Origin of the sequence: Bacillus changyiensis (genome assembly GCF_027706145.1) — a bacterium.
GTDB lineage: Bacteria > Bacillota > Bacilli > Bacillales > Bacillaceae > Bacillus > Bacillus changyiensis.
This window is the reverse complement of the sequence record NZ_JAQFWW010000001.1, coordinates 1,235,405-1,257,248: the sequence shown is the minus strand read 5'-3', so window position 1 is coordinate 1,257,248 and position 21,844 is coordinate 1,235,405. Positions and strand designations below refer to the sequence as shown.

The 21,844-nt window shown below is 38.3% G+C and carries 23 protein-coding genes; 13 read left to right on the top strand and 10 right to left on the bottom strand.

What is annotated here, in order from left to right; all coding sequences use genetic code 11:
- Positions 1–92: 92 nt before the first annotated feature.
- Genes PDT38_RS06555 through PDT38_RS06540 form a run of 4 tightly spaced genes read left to right on the top strand, consistent with a single transcriptional unit; the run spans position 93 to position 5,570 of the window.
- Positions 93–1,313: a metallophosphoesterase family protein gene (locus tag PDT38_RS06555; RefSeq protein ID WP_270799908.1), complete on the top strand. Its 1,221-nt coding sequence runs from the start codon at positions 93–95 to the stop codon at positions 1,311–1,313.
- A gap of 12 nt (positions 1,314–1,325) precedes the next feature.
- Positions 1,326–4,271: an ATP-binding protein gene (locus PDT38_RS06550; protein ID WP_270799906.1), complete on the top strand. Its 2,946-nt coding sequence runs from the start codon at positions 1,326–1,328 to the stop codon at positions 4,269–4,271.
- Positions 4,272–4,331: 60 nt separating this feature from the next.
- Positions 4,332–5,285, top strand: a complete 954-nt coding sequence (gene yhaM / locus PDT38_RS06545; RefSeq protein ID WP_270799904.1) for a 3'-5' exoribonuclease YhaM — start codon at positions 4,332–4,334, stop codon at positions 5,283–5,285.
- Positions 5,286–5,345: 60 nt separating this feature from the next.
- Complete coding sequence (locus tag PDT38_RS06540) at positions 5,346–5,570, top strand: sporulation YhaL family protein (RefSeq protein WP_270799902.1); 225 nt, start codon at positions 5,346–5,348, stop codon at positions 5,568–5,570.
- A 157-nt stretch (positions 5,571–5,727) separates the two neighbouring features.
- On the opposite strand, the gene PDT38_RS06535 is transcribed toward PDT38_RS06540, so the two are convergent.
- The gene (locus tag PDT38_RS06535) at positions 5,728–6,582 is read right to left on the bottom strand and encodes a peptidylprolyl isomerase (protein ID WP_270799900.1); all 855 of its coding nucleotides are present in this window, start codon (positions 6,580–6,582) and stop codon (positions 5,728–5,730) included.
- Between the two features lie 161 nt (positions 6,583–6,743).
- On the opposite strand from PDT38_RS06535, the gene PDT38_RS06530 reads away from it, so the two are divergent.
- Positions 6,744–6,830: a YjcZ family sporulation protein gene (locus tag PDT38_RS06530; protein ID WP_003180245.1), complete on the top strand. Its 87-nt coding sequence runs from the start codon at positions 6,744–6,746 to the stop codon at positions 6,828–6,830.
- Positions 6,831–6,953: 123 nt separating this feature from the next.
- Positions 6,954–7,052 (top strand): YjcZ family sporulation protein, encoded by a 99-nt coding sequence (locus tag PDT38_RS06525; protein WP_003180247.1) that lies wholly within the window; start codon positions 6,954–6,956, stop codon positions 7,050–7,052.
- Between the two features lie 50 nt (positions 7,053–7,102).
- Here PDT38_RS06525 and PDT38_RS06520 read toward each other — a convergent pair whose 3' ends face one another.
- Positions 7,103–7,285, bottom strand: a complete 183-nt coding sequence (locus PDT38_RS06520) for a hypothetical protein (protein WP_270800154.1) — start codon at positions 7,283–7,285, stop codon at positions 7,103–7,105.
- A 74-nt stretch (positions 7,286–7,359) separates the two neighbouring features.
- Positions 7,360–7,875: a DUF3267 domain-containing protein gene (locus PDT38_RS06515; RefSeq protein ID WP_270799897.1), complete on the bottom strand. Its 516-nt coding sequence runs from the start codon at positions 7,873–7,875 to the stop codon at positions 7,360–7,362.
- A 212-nt stretch (positions 7,876–8,087) separates the two neighbouring features.
- Here PDT38_RS06515 and PDT38_RS06510 point away from each other — a divergent pair, with 212 nt between their 5' ends.
- On the top strand, positions 8,088–8,435 hold the full coding sequence (locus PDT38_RS06510; RefSeq protein ID WP_270799895.1) for a YhaI family protein: 348 nt from the start codon (positions 8,088–8,090) through the stop codon (positions 8,433–8,435).
- Here the strand turns inward: PDT38_RS06510 and PDT38_RS06505 are convergent.
- From PDT38_RS06505 to PDT38_RS06480, 5 genes are all read right to left on the bottom strand, one after another.
- On the bottom strand, positions 8,432–9,052 hold the full coding sequence (locus PDT38_RS06505) for an HTH-type transcriptional regulator Hpr (RefSeq protein ID WP_270799894.1): 621 nt from the start codon (positions 9,050–9,052) through the stop codon (positions 8,432–8,434). The genes PDT38_RS06510 and PDT38_RS06505 overlap by 4 nt on opposite strands.
- A 193-nt stretch (positions 9,053–9,245) precedes the next feature.
- Positions 9,246–9,602 (bottom strand): YtxH domain-containing protein, encoded by a 357-nt coding sequence (locus PDT38_RS06500; RefSeq protein WP_270799892.1) that lies wholly within the window; start codon positions 9,600–9,602, stop codon positions 9,246–9,248.
- A 369-nt stretch (positions 9,603–9,971) separates the two neighbouring features.
- Entirely contained in the window at positions 9,972–10,499 is a 528-nt protein-coding gene (locus PDT38_RS06490; protein WP_270799888.1) for a tryptophan transporter, read from the bottom strand.
- A gap of 119 nt (positions 10,500–10,618) precedes the next feature.
- A complete protein-coding gene (gene serC / locus PDT38_RS06485; protein ID WP_270799886.1) occupies positions 10,619–11,698 on the bottom strand; it encodes a 3-phosphoserine/phosphohydroxythreonine transaminase in 1,080 nt (359 codons plus the stop codon).
- Between the two features lie 191 nt (positions 11,699–11,889).
- Positions 11,890–12,312, bottom strand: coding sequence for an HIT family protein (locus tag PDT38_RS06480; RefSeq protein ID WP_270799884.1), 423 nt, complete (start codon positions 12,310–12,312; stop codon positions 11,890–11,892).
- 485 nt (positions 12,313–12,797) lie between these two features.
- On the opposite strand from PDT38_RS06480, the gene PDT38_RS06475 reads away from it, so the two are divergent.
- The 3 genes from PDT38_RS06475 to PDT38_RS06465 are packed head-to-tail and all read left to right on the top strand — an operon-like array spanning position 12,798 to position 15,515.
- The gene (locus tag PDT38_RS06475; protein WP_270799882.1) at positions 12,798–13,538 is read left to right on the top strand and encodes an ABC transporter ATP-binding protein; all 741 of its coding nucleotides are present in this window, start codon (positions 12,798–12,800) and stop codon (positions 13,536–13,538) included.
- A complete protein-coding gene (locus PDT38_RS06470) occupies positions 13,531–14,754 on the top strand; it encodes an ABC transporter permease (RefSeq protein ID WP_270799881.1) in 1,224 nt (407 codons plus the stop codon). Before PDT38_RS06475 ends, PDT38_RS06470 begins: the two co-directional genes overlap by 8 nt.
- A gap of 53 nt (positions 14,755–14,807) precedes the next feature.
- Entirely contained in the window at positions 14,808–15,515 is a 708-nt protein-coding gene (locus PDT38_RS06465) for an EcsC family protein (protein WP_270799880.1), read from the top strand.
- 36 nt (positions 15,516–15,551) lie between these two features.
- Here the strand turns inward: PDT38_RS06465 and PDT38_RS06460 are convergent, their stop codons facing one another.
- Both PDT38_RS06460 and PDT38_RS06455 read right to left on the bottom strand, forming a co-directional pair.
- Entirely contained in the window at positions 15,552–16,685 is a 1,134-nt protein-coding gene (locus PDT38_RS06460) for a M20 family metallopeptidase (protein WP_394356243.1), read from the bottom strand.
- A gap of 196 nt (positions 16,686–16,881) precedes the next feature.
- On the bottom strand, positions 16,882–17,385 hold the full coding sequence (locus PDT38_RS06455) for an antibiotic biosynthesis monooxygenase family protein (RefSeq protein ID WP_270799877.1): 504 nt from the start codon (positions 17,383–17,385) through the stop codon (positions 16,882–16,884).
- A 129-nt stretch (positions 17,386–17,514) separates the two neighbouring features.
- Between PDT38_RS06455 and PDT38_RS06450 the strand changes: the two genes are divergently transcribed.
- The 3 genes from PDT38_RS06450 to hemH all read left to right on the top strand — a co-directional run bounded on the left by PDT38_RS06450 (position 17,515) and on the right by hemH (position 21,839).
- Positions 17,515–19,644: a transglycosylase domain-containing protein gene (locus tag PDT38_RS06450; protein ID WP_270799875.1), complete on the top strand. Its 2,130-nt coding sequence runs from the start codon at positions 17,515–17,517 to the stop codon at positions 19,642–19,644.
- A 134-nt stretch (positions 19,645–19,778) separates the two neighbouring features.
- Positions 19,779–20,825: a uroporphyrinogen decarboxylase gene (hemE, locus tag PDT38_RS06445; protein ID WP_270799873.1), complete on the top strand. Its 1,047-nt coding sequence runs from the start codon at positions 19,779–19,781 to the stop codon at positions 20,823–20,825.
- Positions 20,826–20,900: 75 nt separating this feature from the next.
- Positions 20,901–21,839, top strand: a complete 939-nt coding sequence (hemH, locus tag PDT38_RS06440) for a ferrochelatase (RefSeq protein ID WP_270799871.1) — start codon at positions 20,901–20,903, stop codon at positions 21,837–21,839.
- Positions 21,840–21,844: the final 5 nt, after the last annotated feature.

The window sequence follows — 21,844 nt, the reverse complement described above, 5'->3', positions numbered from 1 at the left end:
TGGGCACCTTTTTTTATCATGACTAGAACGTGCATTCGTATAACAGCCGTGATAAAATGAAAGTCAGAAATGGTTGTGAAAAGGAGCGGAAGATGGCAAATTTAACTTTTATTCATGCAGCTGATCTCCATTTAGACAGCCCGTTTCATGGGATTCATCAAGTGCCAGAAGCGATTTACAAGCGGATTAAAAACAGTACATTTGAAAGTGCTGCCAATGTGTTTCAGCTTGCCATCCAAGAACAGGTTGACTTCATTTTACTAGCTGGTGATCTTTTTGATGAAGCAAATCGTAGTTTAAAAGCTCAGCTTTTTTTACGTAAGCAGTTTTTAAAACTCCAGGAAAAAGGTATAAACGCATATGTCATTTTTGGAAATCATGATCATCTGGGCGGTGAATGGACACCGATTGAATGGCCTGACAATGTTCATATCTTCTCATCTGAAGACATTGAAGAAAAATTGTTTTACAAAGATGGCCAACTTGCCGCCAGCATTTATGGTTACAGCTATTCAGAGCGTGCTGTATTTGCAAACAAGGCAAAAGAGATGAAAAAATCGACAGATGCACCTCTACATATCGGAATGATTCATGGAACACTGTCTGGTGAGAGTGGTCATGATCCGTATTGTCCTTTTTCATGGCAAGATTTAAAAAACAGTCACATCGATTATTGGGCACTCGGACATATTCATAAAAGACAGGTGATTTCAGTTGAACATCCAACGGTGATTTATCCGGGGAACACACAAGCCCGTCACATCAAGGAGATAGGTGAGAAAGGCTGTTTTCTTGTCCATGCCTCAGATGGTCATTTGTCATTTGAATTTCAATCGACATCTGATGTTCTTTGGGATGTGATTCAGATTGATGTCTCAACTACACAAAATGTAACACAATTAATCAATCTCATTGAAGAACACTTCAAAACCTTACATGAAAAAGGGAAGTCTTTATGTGTGAAAATGTTATTGACAGGTGAAGCACCGCCATATTTAGCGGAAGCTGGCATCATTGATGAACTGCTTGAGGTTTTCCATGAAGAGGAGCAGACAGAGGAATCATTTATCTGGATTGTTGGAATTGAGGATCACACAGCCATCACCTTGAACAAAATAGAAAATGACACATTTTTTCAGGAACTGATTGGCGAAATCGATCAATTCCAAGATTTTGATGACATTCTTGGCAGTTTGAGACACCACCCTGTTTTTAGACGATATGGTGAGCCATTTCATGAAGAAGTGTTTCAGGAGATTCGCGATCAAGCGAAAAAAATGTTGTTTGATGAGTTAAGGACGTTAAAACGATAAGGGAGGATACAGGTGAAAATTCAAGCTCTTCACATATATGGTTACGGAAAATTTATCAATCAAATATTTCATCTATCATCTTCAAACCTCCACTTAATCTATGGGCTGAATGAAGCTGGAAAAACCACGCTGATGTCATTTATTGAAAGCGTGTTGTTCGGGTTCCCCAAAACAAAGCGCTATGAACCGAAAACAGGCGGGACATACGGGGGAATGCTTGAGGTACATCATCACGAATTCGGACATCTCCGCATTGAACGGACGGCAGGAAAGCCTGAACGGGTGAATATCTACTTAGAAAATGGAAGTATTCGCTCAGAAGACTTTCTCAACAAATTATTATCCAATATGGACAGGCCATTGTATAAAGCGATCTACTCGTTTGATGTCTTCGGCCTTCAGGAGATTCATAAGATGAACCGTGACAAAATCGGGCGTTTTTTACTTTTTTCAAGTTTATTCGGTTCTGACGCCATTTCAAAAATGGATGCGAACCTGTTGAAAAAACAGGAAGAATTGTTTAAACCGAATGGTCGAAAACCTGAGCTCAACCAGGAACTGGAGCGGTTAAAACGGCTTTCAGAGGAATTAAAAAAAGCGAAAGCCCGTGAAGGAGAATATCATCATCTCCTAAGTGAGAAAAAAGCGACTAAAGTGATGATCAACAAACATGAGCAGCTGCTCCGTGAACTTACAGGTGAGCTCGAGCAATTGAAGCAGGCACTTCAAATCTATCCTTTAATTGCTGAGGAACGGGTCCTGACAAACGAACTGAAAACATGTCAAAGTCATTTTCCTGAAGCGGGATTATTTGAATTGGAAAAATACGAATCTCATCTTCATCCCAAATTAGCTCAGTTGAAAGGGCTTGAGGAAAAGAAATCTGATTTGATGAAACAATCTGCTGAGCTTACGCCTCAAAAAGGGCATTTACAGTACGAAGTGAAAATTGAAGAGCTTCTTGCAGAGTATCCATTTTACCAATCATACAAAGAAAAAATCATGATGTTAACTGAACAACTAGTTCAATTAGAAAATCGTGCCAAAGAGGGGATGGCACGGTTAAAAATAGACAATGAAACAGAGATTTTAAAAGTAGACATTACATATGAATATGAATGGAAACTGCAAGAAACCATCCAAATTTATCTGCAGTTATGTGAAAAGAAACGGATGCTTGATGAACATTTTGAGCGGGCAAGAGCAGACTTGGAAGAAGCAGAACAAGCATGTACAAGTTTGGCTGAAAAAGTAATGGCAGAGGATGTTCGTCAACAGAAAGAAGAAGCCCTTAGCCGTTTCAAGGTGACAAACGGGCCATTAGGAAGACGGGAAGAGTTGAAAAGACAGCTATCTTTTCTGAAAAAAGAACAGAAAGAGCGGACGAAGCGAAGAAACATAGGGGCAGTTTTGACAATATTGACTGCTTTTGTTGCCTGTATAGCAGCACTGTTTTTCAAGGAATGGCTTTTATTACTTTTGATTGTTCCAATTTCAATCGTCTTCGTGTTGTTTTTTCTAAAGAAATCTGAACCGTCTTCTGTCATGATGTTTATTGAAAACCAGCTTGATAACATTGAAGATTCCGCTATAGAGCATGGACCAGAACAGACAAAATTAAGAGAAGAGCTATGGCAGGATGAGCAATCAAGACAATTTCTCATGATGAAACGGGCTGAACTGAAGCAAAGGGAAACGGACTATGAAAGAGCCATCAAAAAATACGAGGATTGGGAAGCGGAAATCCATCCTTATCAGCAGCGAGCAGACGATTATGTAAAAGAGTTGAATCTGGCAATCGAACCATCATTTTTACTTGATGCTTACAGTTTGATAAAAGAGCTGAATAAAGACTTGACCAAAAAATGGGAGGTGAAAAAGGAACTCAACCACTTTCAAGAAAAAAGCGCATCCTTTGAAAAGCGGCTCATGAACATTGCCTCAAGTCTTCATCATTCTGAAGAAAGTATACCTGACCTGATGTATTCTCTGAAAAATGAACTTGATGCAGAAAAGCAAAGACTCAGGAAGGAACAGGAACTCAATATGTCTATTGACCATACTCTTGAGAAAATCAAGGAGCTAACAAGGGAAGCAGACTACTTCAAATCGAAAATATCTGACTTGTTTGCCAAAGCCGGAGCAAGCGACCGTGAGATGTTCATCAAGCTGGCAAACCAGGATAGAACCAACAAGGATCTTAAAGCAAAACTCAACCAAATTCAAAGAGAACTTCGTACAAAAGATGAGATTGCGATTACACTGGCCTCAGAGAATTCTTTTACAGGACTAGAAGAACATCTGAGCAATGTTAATGAACAAAAAGCCTTCACAGAACAGCAACTGATAGAGGAAAGAGAAAAGGTAGCATTGTTTACTGCGGAGCAGCGAAGACTTGAAGAATCGGGAACGGTTTCTGAATTGACACATCAGCTAGAAATGCAAAAAGATCAAGTTGCTCAAGCTGCAAAAAAATGGGCTTCAATCAAGTTAATCAGACAAGCTGTGAAAAATAAACTTGATGAGCATAAAAGAATACGTCTTCCCAAGCTTTTAGAGACAGCGGAATCATTGTTAAAGACATTAACGGGTGACCGTTATGAAAAAATTTATTTCTCTGAAATAAGTGATTCAATCATGGTACTGAAAAAAGATGGAGCGGCTTATCACGCCCATGAATTATCGCAAGCAACTTGTGAACAGCTTTATTTAGCGATTCGCTTTGCTCTTGCTCTATCCCATCAAAAAGGAGTCCGACTTCCTTTTCAGCTTGATGACAGCTTTGTTCACTTTGATCATGATAGATTTAAGCGTGTGTTAGAGTTATTAAAGGAATTGTCAGGAGGAGATCAGCAAATTTTATACTATACATGTCATGATCATGTAAAGGCTTCTTTTCATGATGAAGAGGTGACGGTGCTTTCTTCATCATTACAAGAAATGGTAAAAAAAGCGTAACGAACAAATCATAGTGTATGCTATAATCATCATATGTAAGAAAACGGAGGGAGCTTTACAATGGCAAAAGGTATTATGCTACATGAAGTTGGTGAGCAGGTCGATTTATACTTGCTGATCAAATCGTCAACAAAAGGGATCGCAAGTAATGGAAAACCATTTTTAACACTGATGCTACAGGATCAGTCAGGAGATATTGAAGCAAAGCTTTGGGACGCTAAACAAAATGATGAGGTAACCTATGGACCGCAAACGATTGTGAAGGTGGTCGGTGACATACATCATTACCGCGGGCGCAATCAGTTAAAGCTGAGAAACATCAGACCTGCCGGTGCAAATGACAATGTACATATTGATGATTTTCTCGAGACCGCTCCAATTCCGAAAAATGAAATGATGGAAGCGATCACCCAATATATTTTTGAAATGAAAAACCCAAATATTCAGCGGATGACAAGACATCTCATCAAAAAATATGGAAAAGAATTCAGCGATTTTCCAGCCGCGACAAAAAATCATCATGAATTTGTATCTGGGTTGGCATACCATGTTGTCTCAATGTTAAATCTAGCCAAAACTGTAGCTGATTTATATCCGACACTTGACAGAGATCTGCTTTATGCGGGTGTGATCCTTCACGATCTAGGAAAAGTAAAAGAGCTTTCTGGACCGGTGTCCACCACATATACTGTTGAAGGGAATTTGCTTGGTCATATTTCAATCATGGTAACAGAAGTCTCAAAAGCAGCTGAAGAGCTTCAAATTGATTCAGAAGAAGTGCTTATTTTACAGCATTTAATTTTAAGTCATCATGGTAAACCTGAATGGGGAAGTCCGAAACCACCGATGGTGAAAGAAGCGGAAGTTCTTCATTATATCGATAATCTTGATGCGAAAATTAATATGATGGATCGAGCACTCATGCGAGTGAAGCCAGGAGAGTATACTGAGCGTGTCTTTGCGTTGGATAACCGTTCCTTTTATAAACCCACTTTTCATAAATCACCATCATAACTTGTCTCTTAACCGCATATATTCAGGTAATACGGTTTATCTGAAAAAGGGGGAGAACGGATGTTGTTTTTTCCATGGTGGGTCTATCTCTGTATTGTCGGCATTGTCTTTTGCGCATATAAGCTGATGGCAACGGCAAAAGAAGAAGAAACAATCGATCAGGCATTTATCGAAAAAGAAGGCCAAATTTATATGGAGCGAATGAAGAACGAGCAAGAAAAACGGAAAAAGTCTTCTTCAGATCAAAGCGAACCTGAAGCAGAAAGCAAGCACTCGATTGCTTGACATATTTACTTTAAGGGGCTTCTCAAAAAGTCAAATTTTTGGCGTAGAGATGCTCCTTTTGCATTTCACATTGTTTCTGATTTGAATTTTGCGATGTGATTAAAGAAATAGGCATGAGACTGGTACCAAACCAACCTCATGCCTATTTATGTTAAAATTAGCCTTGACCATTTTGCATTTGCGTTTTTTGATCTTCTATTTGTCCTTTGATTTCTTTATCTTTTGTTTTTATCTTAGCTTCTTCTTCAAACTTCTTCAACACTTCTTGAATTGTTACCCCATCGTTTTGTTTTTGCTCTAACAATTGTTTTTCCAAATCTTTCTTCATGTCCTCGTATTTGCCGCGTTCTTCAGTTTTCTTAATCAGATGGTAACCATGGCTCGTTTTTACTGGTTGACTGATTTCTCCAGTTTTTAGAGCAAAAGCTGATTTTTCAAACGGTTTTTCCATTTTTCCTTTTTCAAACCATCCGAGATCTCCGCCATTTTGACCTGATGGGTCTTGTGAATATTCTTTCGCTAGATCTTCAAATTTTTCCCCTTTTTTTAATTTTTTCTGAACTTCATTTATCGTTTTCTTATCATTTACAAGAATATGGCTTGCCCGAATTTTACCTTTTAAGCTGTCATAATACGCCTTTACTTCTTTATCTTCCACTTTCACGTTGTCTTTTGCTGCCTTTTCTATAAGAAGTTGAGTTTTAATCTCATCTTTCAGCTTATCTTCTCCATGGTTTTTAACATAGGTTTTGTACTGTGGATTTTTACGGTACTCGTCCAATTTTTTCTCGATTTCTTTGTCGGATACTTTATATTTATCCGTGAGAGCTTTTTTCTGAGCTATAATACTGATCCCATTCGCACCGTATCTATCTTTTAATTCTTTGTAAAGATCTTCCTTTGTAATGTTTCCGTATTTTGTTTCAGCGACAACTTCAGAGTCTCCGCCTTTACATGCACTAAGGGTTAGAATACTTGTGGCTGTAACTGCCGCAATCACCATTTTTTTCATATTACAAAACACTCCTAATCATAACAATTTAACTTCCTTTGAATTGTATCATATCATATTCTGCCATGCTGTAAAAAGATTTTCAATAGAGGGGCATTCGTCTAGTCAAAAATTCTTCTCCGCCATACAAATATAGTGATCAAGAAAAGGAGGTCAATAACATGAGTGGAGGATATTCAAGCGGTTTTGCTTTATTGGTCGTGTTATTCATTTTGTTAATCATCGTCGGTGCAGCTTACCTGTACTAAAAACTTAAAAAATAAGGAAAAGAACCGCTTTTTTGGGTGGTTCTTTTCTTTGTAAGCAGAGAGCCTAATCGTTTTGTGATATTCGTGCATACACTAATGTAACGACTAAGAGGAGGTGTCAACATGGGTGACGGCTATGCAGGAGGTTTCGCTGGTGGTTTCGCACTGCTTGTAGTACTGTTCATTTTATTAATTATTATTGGTGCTTCTTGGATATGTTAATAAACAAAAGGATAGCTGCCAGATCAATTGCGATCGGCAGTTATCCTTTTTTATGCTGCAAAAGAAATTTCAATAAATGATGAGATCAATAAAATTAAAATCAGCACATTAATCATTCTAAATACCTTATCTTGCCGTTCTTCAGGAATCTCTTTAATAAGGCATAATGAGTTTGTAAGATTGTTGATGTTAAACACGGTAAAGATCGCAAACAGAATGAAATAAAAAACAATAATAAGAGATCCCCCTCTCTATTTCTGCTCCATACTACATTATCAAATATTGATTGAAAAAGATAGATTCTTTATTATTTCTGGATTAAAATATCAAAGTCGTCAGCTTCTTGGTCAACATAGCTGTTTTTTGGTGCTTGCGCTAGTTTCCAAGCCAGTAAAAAGTCAGGTAAACAATAACCGAAATGGATACTTGATATAATACAGAAATAATGTGCGAGTTCGGGTATCATGGCCCCCGCATAGAAAAAAAACGGGGTGATGACAGAGAAAGGAAGAAGCAATGAAACAAGCATTGTATTTTTCGGTATTTCTCTCCACGTTCTCATTTTTAGCCAAAAAATCTTTTTTTCAAGTTTTTTTCTGCTGATGTTCGGTAATAAGTGTAAGATTTTATGAGCGATAATCGTCGCAACTAAAATTCCAGTGAACAAAAGAGCATGATCGCCTTTTTGCACAGTTTGTGGATGGATTAACTGCATCGCTAAATATTCGGGAATAAAAAAAAGAATCATTAAACTAATGGCAGCGAGTACAATTCGCATACCTCCATAATCTTTTGTCAGATTAATGGTTTTCCAGCAACTCATCAGTGACATCCTTCCATTTTTAAAACTGATATATAAATCCTCAGAATAATTTACTCTTCTGGATGAGAAAAATCAATCCCTTTTTGAAAAAAAATTCGTCATTTTAACAAGAAATGACGAGAGTTCAAAAATGGGACAAAAATCTTCATATTGAACTTTCAACCAAAGGAAATATCGGCTAAAATAAAATAAAGGGAAAGAGATGTGAAATTATGAGTTCAATTGATGATCGTCTGACACGATTGGAATATTATATGAAGTTGCTATTGAATACGGCAGAGATGGATCAATATCCATATTATAAAATGTTAATAGAGCGAGGGTTGACTGAGGAAGAAGGGAAAGAAACTGAACGTATTTGTGAGGAATTGACAAGCGAGCTGGCAGAACAAAAAGCGCAAGGATATGTGATGTTTGAACATCTTCTTACGCTTTTTGCTGGACAGCTAAATGAAAAACTTGAAGTGCACGAAACGATTTTTGCCCTTCATAGACAGGGTCTTTACAGATCGCTAATGAGCGAATTCATCAACATTATGAAAAAACATGGGATCGATTAATTTTTAATTGGTTCAAGTGGGTTGGTCATTTCTAGAGATGCAGCAGTTTCTTTCGTTTCCTCTTTCTTCTTCATTTTTCCATTATCACTGATAAACTCATTTTCTATATTAGAAAATGATTTTTCAAAAATCTCCATGAAGTCTTCTCCATAAATATGGCGAATAATCGTCATCATTTCGACGATCTCAGGAAACTTTCCGTACAGCTGATGAAGAGGTTGGGCACCTTTTAACACGGCGTTTCTAGATGGGTCATAGGACTCGAGAATTTTAAGAAAAATATCTTCACCTTTCGAAGTCAGCTGAATGTACGTATTCCGTTTATCGTTTAACTTTTTAGAGAATTCTAGATAACCTCTTTCCTCAAGCTTTTTTGAAAAATTAAATGCTGTGGATACATGCATCACACCAAATTTAGCAATTTCGGAAATGGATGCTCCGTTTAGTTGATAGGCAATCCATAAAATATGATGCTCATTAATGTTTAGGTCATAAGGCTTAATCCACTGTTGCCAATCTTTTTCTATCGATTTCCAAAGCGCTTTGCTTAGTTGTGCCATTCGTTGACTGAATAAAAGTGCGTCTTTTATAGAATAGGGCTGTTCCACTCGATTCATTCACTTCACCTGCTTCTCTTTGTCTTAATAATTTCTATTATGCCAATAAAATAAAGATTAATAAAGATGTAAATTTACGAAATTTTTAAAAATTAAGTTTCTTTGTGTCAAATCAAGGTTTTACTTAAAAAAAGAGCGTGAAAAGTTTTTATTCACACCCCTTTTTAAGGCCATTTTTTTTTCGCTGAATATATTAGTTTTGTAAGGTTTTCTCCAATTGTTTAATCTTGTCTTCTATCTCAGCGATTTCCTTTTTGAGATCTTGTTGATGGGGTTTGATAGCCTCTTTCCATTCCAGTATAGATGACTGAAGTTCACTACCGACATCTTTAATGATTTCAGCGCTTTCTTGTGCAGTTTTAACGACTTGTTCTTTTAAAGCGACTCCATCGGTTTTTAACTTCTTCACTGTATCTTGAAATTTTCCACAGTTTGTTTTAAGCTGCTTTCTAAATTTTTTACCTGAAGTTGGCGTAGTAAGCAGAGCTGTAACGCCACCAATTACTCCACCTACAAGCAGACCTGCCGCTAAAGATCGGCCTTTTGACATATACATCACCCCGAATATATTTTTAATCTGAATTATCACATAACAAGAAAGTTTTGCATAGCTTGCTTTATTTTAGCATACTTTTTTAAAAAGGAGGGAGAGGGTTGTCTGTCATCTTGATTGTTTTGACATTAATAAGCGCTGCTTTTACCATCGGCTCCTTTTATTACTTAAAACTTCTCGCGTTTTCTTCATCTTATCCGCCTAAACACGTCCTTAAACAAAAAACGATGTTTTGTGTGGGGGGTGCCGGACTCACATTTTTGCTGCTTTTTTTTGTTAAGCTTCTTATATAAATATCGTGCACATTCGCTTTTTTTTGACCATAAAAACGAAAAAACCTCTTAAAAAGATAAGAGGTTTGTCATGTTATTTTAGTTGTTCGATCAGTTTTGAGCGTTCCATGATCACTTGCACGATTGGATAAATGATGAACATAGCGATCGTGTTGATCAGTGTCGTTGGTAAGACGACAACTAGGAACAGGGTCATAAATCCTTGATTTCCTGGCAGACCGCTTATGAAAAGTGCTGCCGTCAGGAAGATAGCTCCTGATAGGATCGTTCCTGCCGCTGTCAATCCGCTAGCTGTAAATGTTCTTTTCTTCAGATTTTTTAATGCCAGAAATGAAACAAAAAAGATGACAGCTGTGATCGGTTTATCAATCATATTTGGCAATTGTCCGCCTGGGAATCCAGTTGTTAAGGCAGAAATGATACCTGTCACGATTCCGATCGTCAGAGCATGTTGTAATTTAGGAAAAAGCAAGATTCCCATAAACATCATAATCAACATCATATCGGGCTTCATTCCGAAGAAAAATGGTGGAATAACTGTATGAAGCGCTGCTCCAATCGCAACAATTAAGGCCATTACAACTAATTCTTTTGTTTTCATGACTATTCTCTCCTCGTCTAGGCTCTTTTTTTAGCTTTCCAATAATATGCTCATCATTTATTGCGAAAGCTTTATCAAAGTATATCAAACTTTAGTAGGGATGGGGTAGCCTTTTTTATTCATGATGAGACGGACGCCTGAAAATGCTTCATAAAAGAAGCCAGTTTCTCACAATCCTCAATGGAAACGGCATTGTAAATCGATGCCCGGCAGCCGCCAATTGAACGGTGTCCGCCAAGACCCACCATGTTTTCTTGTTTAGCTTTGGTGATGAATGATTTTGTCAGTTCATCATTTGTCAATGTAAAGGTAACATTCATGTTTGAGCGACTGTCAGTTCTTGCATGTCCACGGTAAAACCCATGACTATCGTCAATTGCTTTATACAAGATCTCTGCCTTCTTGCGGTTACGCTGTGCGATTGCAGAGAGTCCCCCTTGTTCTTTCAACCATTCAAGTACAAGAGATAGCATATAAATCGCAAAAGTCGGAGGGGTATTATAAAGTGAATCTGCTTTTACATGTGTAGAGTATTTTAAGATTTTCGCAACCTGTTCGTTTTCCTGGGAAAGCAGCTCTTTTTTCAAAATCACGACGGTTACCCCTGAAGGTCCAAGATTTTTTTGGGCACCGGCATAGATGATACCAAATTTTGAAACATCGATTGGTCTGCTTAAAATATCGCTCGACATGTCTGCGACAATCGGGATTGAATAATCAGGAAACTGCTGCCATTGTGTCCCGAAAATTGTATTATTGCTTGTCAGATGCAGGTAGGCACCGTCAGATGGAACTTCTGAAATACTAGGGATATACCGATATGTGTCAGTTTCACTTGTCGCGATAATGGATGTGTTTCCAAAAAGCTTTGCTTCAGCAAGCGCCTTTTCAGACCATGACCCAGTCAACACAAAGTGTGCGGTTTTTTCCTTTGAGAGAAAGTTCATGGGAATCATTGAAAATTGAAGACTTGCTCCACCTTGAAGAAATAATATTTCATAATCCTCAGGTATTTCCATCAATTCTTTTAATAGGGCTTTTGCATGTTGATGCACAGCATCATATTCTTTGCTTCGGTGGGATAACTCCATAACGGACATCCCTGACCCATTAAAATCAAGTAATTCGTCTTTCGCTTTTTGCAACACTTCTAAAGGTAGTGCTGCAGGTCCTGCATTAAAGTTTGTTGTACGTATCATCACAATCGCTCCCTGTTCATGTGTAAAAATATAAAACAATCCTAACATAAAAGTTACTCGTCATACATTAAAAATTTGAATTGTGTGAATTTTAATCGGTAAGGATTTACTTGTGTGAAGGGGAGTTTTGGGATTGTGTAAATTTTGTGACACCCGCGGAATGAAAACAGAAATGGCGAAGCCATTTCTGTTCATTTTAATCGGTTATTGATAGAGGAGGCGATATGTTGCAGATCTTCCGCTGTATAGTCATCTGCATGTGTTTTCCAGACTGCTCCAAAGCCGTCCCCTTTCCCATAACGAGGAATGATGTGCATATGATAATGAAATACCGATTGTCCGGCTTGTTCGCCATTGTTATTGAGCAAGTTTAATCCGATTGGTTGATATTCTTCTTTAATGGCTTTGGCGATTTTTGGTACAGCTTCAAAAAAATTTCTTGAAACATCAGGTGTCATTTCATAGATATTTGCTTTATGGACTTTTGGTATCACCAGAGTGTGTCCTTTGGTGACTTGACTAATGTCGAGAAAAGCCATCACATGCTCGTTTTCAAACACTTTAGCAGAAGGAATTTCCCCTTTTAGAATTTGACAGAAAATACAATCGCTCATACTTTGCCTCCTTTTTTTACCGAAAGGTTATGTATAAGCAACATATTACCACATTTTTTAGGAAAATACGAAAACAGGATGAACGGCTCCCCGCGTTCACCCTGCACTTGAAGAAGGTTAGCTGTTCATAAAGAACTTCACACTGCCTTTTGCAAGTACCTCTTAGTGAGGACTTGAAAACGCCTCAACATTTCCTGCGACAAACACCTCATTTGATTGACATCTATTTAGGATGCTTTTTCAATTCAGTGAATGAAAGAAATTCAAGCATTGACATGTTACACATTCTTTCCAAACGGACTTGCTGATTTGTTGTCTTTGACAAACACCTCATTTGCAAGGTTTGTTAAGCTTTCCTTCTTCATCAATTAGATTGTCCAAAAAGCTTTAAACTATGCATCGATTTTTCTAACTTGATGAAAATCCTTTTGAATAACACCTTATTTTTGGTACTATTAAGAAAAATGCGAGAAAGGAACGAACGTATGTCACTATTGACTGTCAAAGACCTAACTGGTGGGTATACAAGGAATCCAGTATTGCGTGATGTGTCATTTTCGATCAATCGCGAGCAGATTGTCGGTTTAATCGGTTTGAACGGAGCAGGAAAAAGTACAACAATTCGCCATATTATCGGCTTAATGGAACCGCATAAAGGATCAATTAAGCTGAATGGCAAAACATTTCTAGAAGACCCGGAAAACTATCGCTCACAATTTACATTTATTCCAGAGACACCCATTTTGTATGAAGAACTAACGCTTCGCGAGCATTTGGAACTGACGGCGATGGCCTATGGATTATCAAAAGAAACGTTTGAAAAAAGGTTACCACCACTATTAAAAGAATTCAGAATGGAAAAGCGCTTAAAATGGTTTCCAGCCCATTTTTCAAAAGGAATGAAGCAAAAGGTCATGATTATGTGTGCGTTTTTAGTCGAACCAGACCTTTATATTATTGATGAACCATTCCTTGGGCTTGATCCGTTAGCCATTAACGCTTTGCTTGAGCGGATGAAGGAAGCAAAGAAAAAAGGTTCAGCCGTTCTCATGTCAACACATATATTAGCCACTGCTGAACGATATTGTGATTCCTTCATCATTTTACATAATGGTGAAATACGAGCAAAAGGAACACTTGCAGAGCTTAGAGAGCATTTTTCAATGAAAGAGGCAAGCCTAGATGATCTGTATATTGAGCTGACGAAGGAAGAGAGCGATGAATAGCATTCAAGGAATTTGGAAGGCGAGAGTTGAGGAGCATATTAAGGAAACAAGAGCTTATTTAAAATATATGCTAAACGATCATCTTGTGATTGTCATGATTTTTTTTATCGCAGGAGCTGCCAGTTGGTATAGTAAATGGTTGAAAACGATCCCTGACGGCTTTCCGGCATACTTGGTGATGGCCGCTTTGTTTTCATTTATGCTGACAAGTTCTTATGTCAGAACGCTGATTAAAGAAGCGGATTTGGTGTTTTTATTACCGCTTGAAGCAAACATGAAACCGTATTTTAACCAAGCTTTTCGGTTTAGTTTTATGATCCAACTGTTACCATTGCTTGCGGTTATGCTGATCTTAGCGCCACTTTATTTTGCAGTGAGCGGAATGACCTTATCAACTTATCTTTTTATATTACTGCAAGTGCTTGTGCTAAAAGTTTGGAATATGGCCATGCAATGGCGAATGACATTCTTTGGTGAAAAAAACATCCGAATGACAGATCAGATCGTTCGTTTTTTTCTTAATATATGTGCTGTTTACTTTGCATTGAAGGCTTCCTATATGTTTGCGATTGCAATATACGTGATCATGGTTGCGTTACTCGTATATTTCACATCATTTGCTCGAAAAAAGTCGTTTAAATGGGAGCAACATATAGATGATGAAATCAAAAGAAAACAGCGCTTCTACAGACTGGCCAACTTGTTTACAGATGTACCCCATCTTAGAAAACGTGCAAAAAGAAGGGCGTATCTTGACTGGCTGCTCAGTTTTATCCCATATGACCAGCGACAGACCTTTACTTATATGTATAGCAGGGCTTTTATTAGATCGAATGATTATCTCGGTATCGTGTTGAGATTGACAGTCATTTTTGCCATCATCATTGGTTATTTTTCAAGTTATCAATGGGTGTCTGCTGGACTGATCATCTTTACAGTATTTATTACCGGAATTCAGCTGACCCCGCTGTTCAATCATTTTTCTCACCTTTCTTTACAGGAGTTATATCCTGTCAATCAAAGAGAGAGAGAAAAAAGTTTCTTTGGGCTACTTCATGTTGTGCTAAGTGTTCAAGCATTCATATTGGCAGCCACATTGGGTATTAAGTTAAACTGGACTGGGATGTTTATCGGTTTAATAGGCTCTCTACTGCTGATCTTTGTCATCATGAAGCCTTATTTTAACAGCAGACTAAAAAAAAATGCACGTAAATAAAATGAATCCTTTTCTTTTACAGTTCGTAAATATAAGAAGAGGTGAAAAAGGGCATGAATGAAAACCAGCTGTTTTTAGATGAAGCCTATCGTTGGAAACTGAAGTTTTTACGGAAGTCATCAATGGTTGAACGGCTGTCTAAAAGTGTACAGACAAAAGTGAATGCCCATATTCCTGATAAGGTACACAAGGCTGTCACAGAAGCCATCAAAAAAATGGTTGAAGCAACATTGATAGGCTCAAATTTGACAACCGTCCAAAAAGACACAGGCGCACTCACTCTAAAGGAAAAAAACCAACTTGCACAAAAGACGATTGCTCAATATCAGAAAGCAGCTGCTGCAGAAGGAATTGGAACCGGTGCTGGAGGGATATTTCTCGGACTGGCTGATTTTCCACTTTTCATCAGCATTAAAATGAAATGCTTGTTCGAATTGGCATCTATTTACGGATACAATGTGAAACAGAAGGAGGAACGATTGTTTCTCCTCTATATTTTTCAGCTAGCTTTTTCAGGAGAAAAACACCGAAAAGATCTATTTGCTATCATCGAAAATTGGGATACTGAAAAAAGGGAAATCGATTGGAAAACTTTTCAGCAGGAATACCGAGATTACCTCGATTTTATTAAAATATTCCAAATTATTCCTGGGTTTGGAGCAGTTGTTGGTGGTACAGCAAATTATAAATTATTAGGGCATCTTGGAGAGACCGCAAGACACATTTTTCATTTGCGACTCATAAAGGCGCTAGTTGAATGAAGCAGAAAAAGCAGGATTGCATTCCTGCTTTTTCATTCAGCATTTCTGTTGATAAGAAATGACAGCTCTGGCCATGATTTTGGCAGCAATCAGCATCGCTTTCTCATTGAAGTCAAATTGTGGATGGTGATGAGGAAAGACATTTTCTGTCATTTCAGGTGCTGCGCCAGTAAAGAAAAACGTTCCTTTTACATGTTGGAGATAATAGGCGAAATCTTCTCCACCCATTTGCATGTCGCTTTCTGTGACTTTTTGGACACCTGGCGTGTTTCTGGCGATATCAGCAAGAAAGGCTGTTTCTTGAGGATGGTTATGAACGGCCGGGTAACCTCTCTCATACAAGTATTGATAATCTCCGCCATGCATGCTACAAATACCTTTGACAACTCGTTCGATTTCGTTTTCAATTAAATTTCTGATCTTTTCATTAAATGAACGAGCCGTACCGATTAAAACGGCTTTGTCAGCAATGACATTAAAAGAATTCTCGGCGAGAAATGACCCTGTTGAGATCACTGCTGGTTGTATCGGATCTAGTCTGCGGCTGACAATCTGCTGGAGAGCTGAAACAACTTGTGAACCAATCAAGACTGCATCCTTTGTTTCATGAGGCTGTGCACCATGACCACCTTTCCCATTGATGGTAATCGTGAATCGGTCAGCAGCCGCCATGATTGGTCCTGTTTTATATTGAACCGTACCAAGTGGCACTGTTGCCCATAAGTGTGTCCCAAAAATGACATCTACTCCATCAAGGCAACCATCTTCAATCATTGGTTTGGCTCCACCAGGTGTGTATTCTTCTGCATGTTGATGAATCATAACCAGCTTTCCTGATAAACGTTTTCTATTTTCATTTAATACTTTTGCAAGAACAAGAAGTGTGGCAGTGTGTCCATCATGGCCACAGGCATGCATAACACCGGGAACCGTTGACCGATAAGAAACGGTTTTTTCATCTTGAATCGGGAGAGCGTCAAAATCGGCTCTTAAAGCTATAACAGGTCCGGGCTGTTCGCCCTCAATATAGGCAAGAACACCACCACCGCCAACATTTGTGCGGGTCGGAATACCAAGTGTCTGATAATAAGAGGCAATCGATGCAGCCGTTTTCTTTTCTTTAAAAGACAGTTCAGGATATTGGTGAAAATGACGTCTTAAGGTGACCATTTCATCATAGTGACTTTCTAGCTGTTCACAAACGAATTGCTTTAAGCTTGTGATATCCAAAATAATTCCTCCTTTAAGGAATGGTGACTTTTTTAAATTTTATGACAGTTTAAGTCCTATTTCAATCTGTTTGTAAGATTTTGGAGAGATTCATTTCCTTGGAAATAATAAATAAACTGCCAGACATTCTGGCAGTTTATTTGACAGAGTAATATGAACGAATATAAGACGGACGGGAAAAAATGGTGCCATCATGATTGATTCCTTCAGCTGAATGATGTTTTTTATGAGCTTCCGTGAAAGAAGTTGAATTTTTCCAGTCTTGAAAGGCTTGTTCTGTTTCCCAGAGTGTTAAGACGATATATATATCGCTTTCTTTTGGTCTAAGCATTCTGAACGCCTTAAATCCAGGATGATGTTCAACTTTCTCTACTCGATTTTTAAAACGGGATTCAAATAGCGGTCTTCCTTCAAATGTCACAGGGATATTGTTGAGGACGGCAAAACCGGATTGATCCAATGTTCCAGATTGTTGGATCACTTCATAATGGTGAGGCGCTTGAAATACACTTTTTTCTGTCGTTTCCTGAAAAAGGATGGCAGAGTCATTCCCTTTCATAAACAACATGTGTTCAAGATCGTGTTGTTTTGCAAGCTTTTTTAAAAAATCAACTGTTCCATATGTAATATAGAAGTTCATTTTGTTCACCCCTTTATTGATAGTATAACAAAAGGATAACTTAAAATTCTATCAACAAAACAAACAAATATGAAACATAAAACGAGGAAAAAAATCCCACACTAAATATGAAAGGAATGAGGTGAATAGATGAAAAAGAAATTTTTCATTCCAGTCATGATTGTCATTGCCATTATGTTTTTTTCTTTAATTGGATATATTACAATTTTATTCTTAGGGGACTATGTTATTGATGAAAAGAAATTGATTTTCCACGCATCTTCAAAAATCATTGATCAAAACGGTGAAGAAGTAGCTAGTCTTTATACCGAAAACAGAAGGCCGGTCTCCATTCATGAAGTTCCTAAAAGTGTTAAACATGCATTTATTTCTGTTGAAGACCAACGTTTTTATGAACATCATGGCATCGATTTGAAATCGGTGGGTCGCGCTGTTTACAAAGATGTTTTAGCTGGTAGCAAGGTCGAAGGTGGCAGTACCATCACCCAACAGCTTGCCAAAAATATCTTTTTAACAAATGATAAAACGTTTTTTAGAAAAACAAAAGAAGTGATTATTGCAATTAATCTAGAGAGAGACTATAGCAAGGACAAGCTTTTGGAAATGTATTTAAACCAACTCTATTTTGGGCACGGTGTGTATGGAATTCAGGCAGCTGCTAATTATTTTTTTAGCAAAGATGTAAAGGACTTAACGCTCAGTGAAGCAGCGGTTCTTGCCTCACTTCCTAAAGCACCCAATGCTTATTCACCGATTCTTCATCCGAAAAAAAGCAGGGAACGGCGTAATGTTGTCCTGAGCATGATGTATGAACAAGGATATATCACTTCAAAAGAAGCGGTCAGAGCACAAGGAAGCACCTTGGGTCTACATGTTAAAGAAAAATCGAAAAACCCTTGGCTTGATAGCTATATAGATCTTGTGATAAAAGAAGCAGAAGAAGAGTATTCGATTTCTAGAGAACAGCTTCTTCAAGGTGGATATACAATTCGTGTTCCACTTGATATATCCGTTCAAAAAGCTGCTTACAAACTTATGCAGGAAGATGACTACTTTCCTGGAACTGACCATCATGCAGAAGGCAGTGCAGTTTTTATTGATAATCAGACAGGTGGCGTTATTGCTGCTATTGGCGGGAGAAATTTTACTCCGAGCGGTTTTAATAGGGCAGTGGAAGCTCGTCAGCCTGGGTCGACTTTTAAGCCGCTGGCTGTTTATGGGCCGGCACTAGAAGAAAAGCGCTATAAACCATACTCTTTACTTGAGGATAAACAGCTTTCATATAACGGTTATACCCCAAAAAATTATGATATGCATTATGATGGAAAGGTATCAATGGTTGATGCGCTAACATATAGCAAAAACGCCCCCGCTGTCTGGATGTTAAATGAACTAGGTGTTGACACTGTAAAACCTTATTTAAATAAGCTAGGCATGAACATTCCTGATGATGGACTCTCATTAGGATTAGGTGGCTTGGAAAAAGGGGTATCACCTCTTCAACTGGCTGGTGCATACCGGTCGTTTGCCAATTTAGGAAAGTATGATAAACCATACTTGATAAAAAAAATCACTGATGAAAACGGAGAGGTTTTGTTTCGCCACAAAGAGGAACCCGAAAGAGTTTTCAGTAAACAAACTTCATGGAATATGACACGAATGCTTCAAGAGGTTGTCGAGACAGGTACTGGAAAAGCTGGTGATTTTCTTGGAGAGATTGCTGGAAAAACAGGCTCCACTTCTTATACAGGTAAAGATGGCGCAACAAAAGATGTATGGTTTGCAGGCTATACACCGAAAGTGACGGGGGCTGTCTGGATGGGTTATGATAAAACAGATGAAACCCACTATTTAAAAGGTGGAAGTTCGTATCCGACAAGATTGTTCAAAGATATTTTGAAACAGTCCAATCAGAAACATATTTCATTTAAAAAACCTGAAGGAATTAAAGATTTGGAACGACCAATACACTTGAAAGACTTAGTAACAGTGAATGCTGATTATTCCTTTACACCTCTCGGATTGGTTACGGTGTCATTAACATGGCAAGAACAAGAGGATAAAAGAGCAGAATATAGAATTTATGAAAAAAAAGCTGGAGACGAACAACTGATTGATACTGTTAAAGGTAAAGGAAGCTATGAGATTCCATATTCCAATATCTTTTCGGGTTCATCCTACAGGGTTGTTCCATACAACCCACAAACAAAAACAGAAGGGAATGGGACAGAGTTTATTAAACCTGAATTGTTTCATTAAATTGATGAATTGGTGAATTCATCAATTTTTTGAACAATAAGTATGAATTGTATACTGATGATCAAAAAAACGTTATATTTGAAGAAGCTATTTTAATGGACGTGCGGTTTGCAAGTGAAAGGTGGAAATCGAGAGTGAATAATAAAGCTTTTAATGACACGTTTTTAAAAGCGTGCCGAGGGGAAAAGAGCGATCATGTTCCTGTGTGGTACATGAGGCAAGCGGGAAGATCACAGCCGGAATACCGAGCACTAAAAGAGAAATATAGTTTGTTTGAAATTACACATCAGCCTGAATTGTGTGCCTATGTGACAAGGTTACCTGTTGAAAACTACGGCGTTGATGCAGCCATTCTTTATAAGGATATTATGACACCGCTTCCAGGAATAGGTGTTCAAGTTGAAATTAAAAATGGAGTCGGTCCTGTGATCGACAATCCGATCACGTCTCTTTCAGATGTTGAAAAGCTTGGTGAACTAGAGCCAGAAGAGGATATTCCATATGTGCTGAAAACGATTAAATTGTTAACGGAGGAACAGCTGAATGTTCCATTGATCGGTTTTACCGGAGCGCCATTTACATTGGCAAGTTATATGATAGAGGGCGGGCCTTCGAAAAACTACAACAAAACAAAAGCATTTATGTACAGTCAGCCTAAAGCATGGGATCAATTGATGAAAAGGTTAGCGAAGATGGCGATTGTTTATGTGAAGGCACAAATCCGTGCCGGTGCAAAGGCGATTCAAGTTTTTGATTCATGGGTGGGGGCGCTAAATGCCAATGATTACCGAACTTACATTAAACCAACAATGGATATGTTGTTTAAGGAATTAAAAAAAGAAGGTGTACCACTGATCATGTTTGGAGTGGGAGCAAGCCACCTTGCGCGCGATTGGCATGATCTTTCACTTGATGTCGTAGGACTTGACTGGAGGATGAGTATTCAAAAAGCAAGGGATCAAGGACTTGTCAAAACACTTCAGGGAAATCTAGATCCAGCTATACTGCTTGCCCCATGGGAAGTAATTGAAGCAAGAACAAAATCAATTTTGGAGCAAGGAATGATGACAGACCGGTTTATATTTAATCTTGGACATGGTGTTTTTCCTGAAGTCAATCCTGATACACTGAAAAGATTAACATCTTTTATTCATGAGTACTCCTCTTCTAAAACCTTATGAGCATTTATGTTGGACTTTTCCGGTTAAACTGTCAAAATACTTAGAGATGCGAGATCTAAAGAAGAGGTGTTCATGTTGAGTAAAAAGAGGATGGGGCTTCTTGTCATGGCGTATGGAACGCCGTACAAGGAAGAGGATATTGAACGGTATTACACGCACATTCGACGAGGCAGAAAACCAGAGCCGGACATGCTTCAAGATTTGAAAGATCGCTATCGTGCGATCGGTGGAATATCGCCACTTGCAAAAATCACCAATGAACAGGCGACACAATTAGAAAAACATTTAAATAAGATTCAAGATAAAATGACATTTAAAGCATATATCGGACTTAAACACATTGAACCGTTTATTGAAGATGCTGTTTACGAGATGCATAAGGACGGGATCACAGAAGCAGTCAGCCTTGTGTTGGCTCCGCATTATTCTACATTTAGTGTTAAGTCTTATCAAAAGCGAGCAGATACAGAGGCAGAAAAGCTGGGCGGTCTATCAATCACATCAATTGACAGCTGGTATGATGAGCCGAAATTTATCACATATTGGGCAGAGCAAGTGAAACAGACATTTGGGCAATTCACACCAGAAGAGAGGGAACACGCTGTTGTGATCTTATCGGCACATAGCCTTCCCGAGAAAATTATTGAGTTAGGGGATCCTTATCCTGACCAGCTCAAGCAATCTGCCAGACTGATAGTCGAAGAGGCGGGGATTGAGAATTATGCGATAGGGTGGCAAAGTGAAGGGAATACACCAGACCCTTGGCTTGGGCCTGATGTTCAGGATTTGACACGCGATCTAGCAGATCGAAAAGGCTACAAGACGTTTGTTTATGTACCAGTCGGTTTTGTAGCAGACCACTTGGAAGTGTTGTATGACAACGATTTTGAATGCAAAACTGTGACAAATGATCTCGGAGCAAGCTACTACAGACCGGAAATGCCTAATGCAAAACCGGAATTTATTGATGCTTTAGCTACCGTTGTCTTGAAAAAATTGGAGAAAGAATTGTAAAGAAG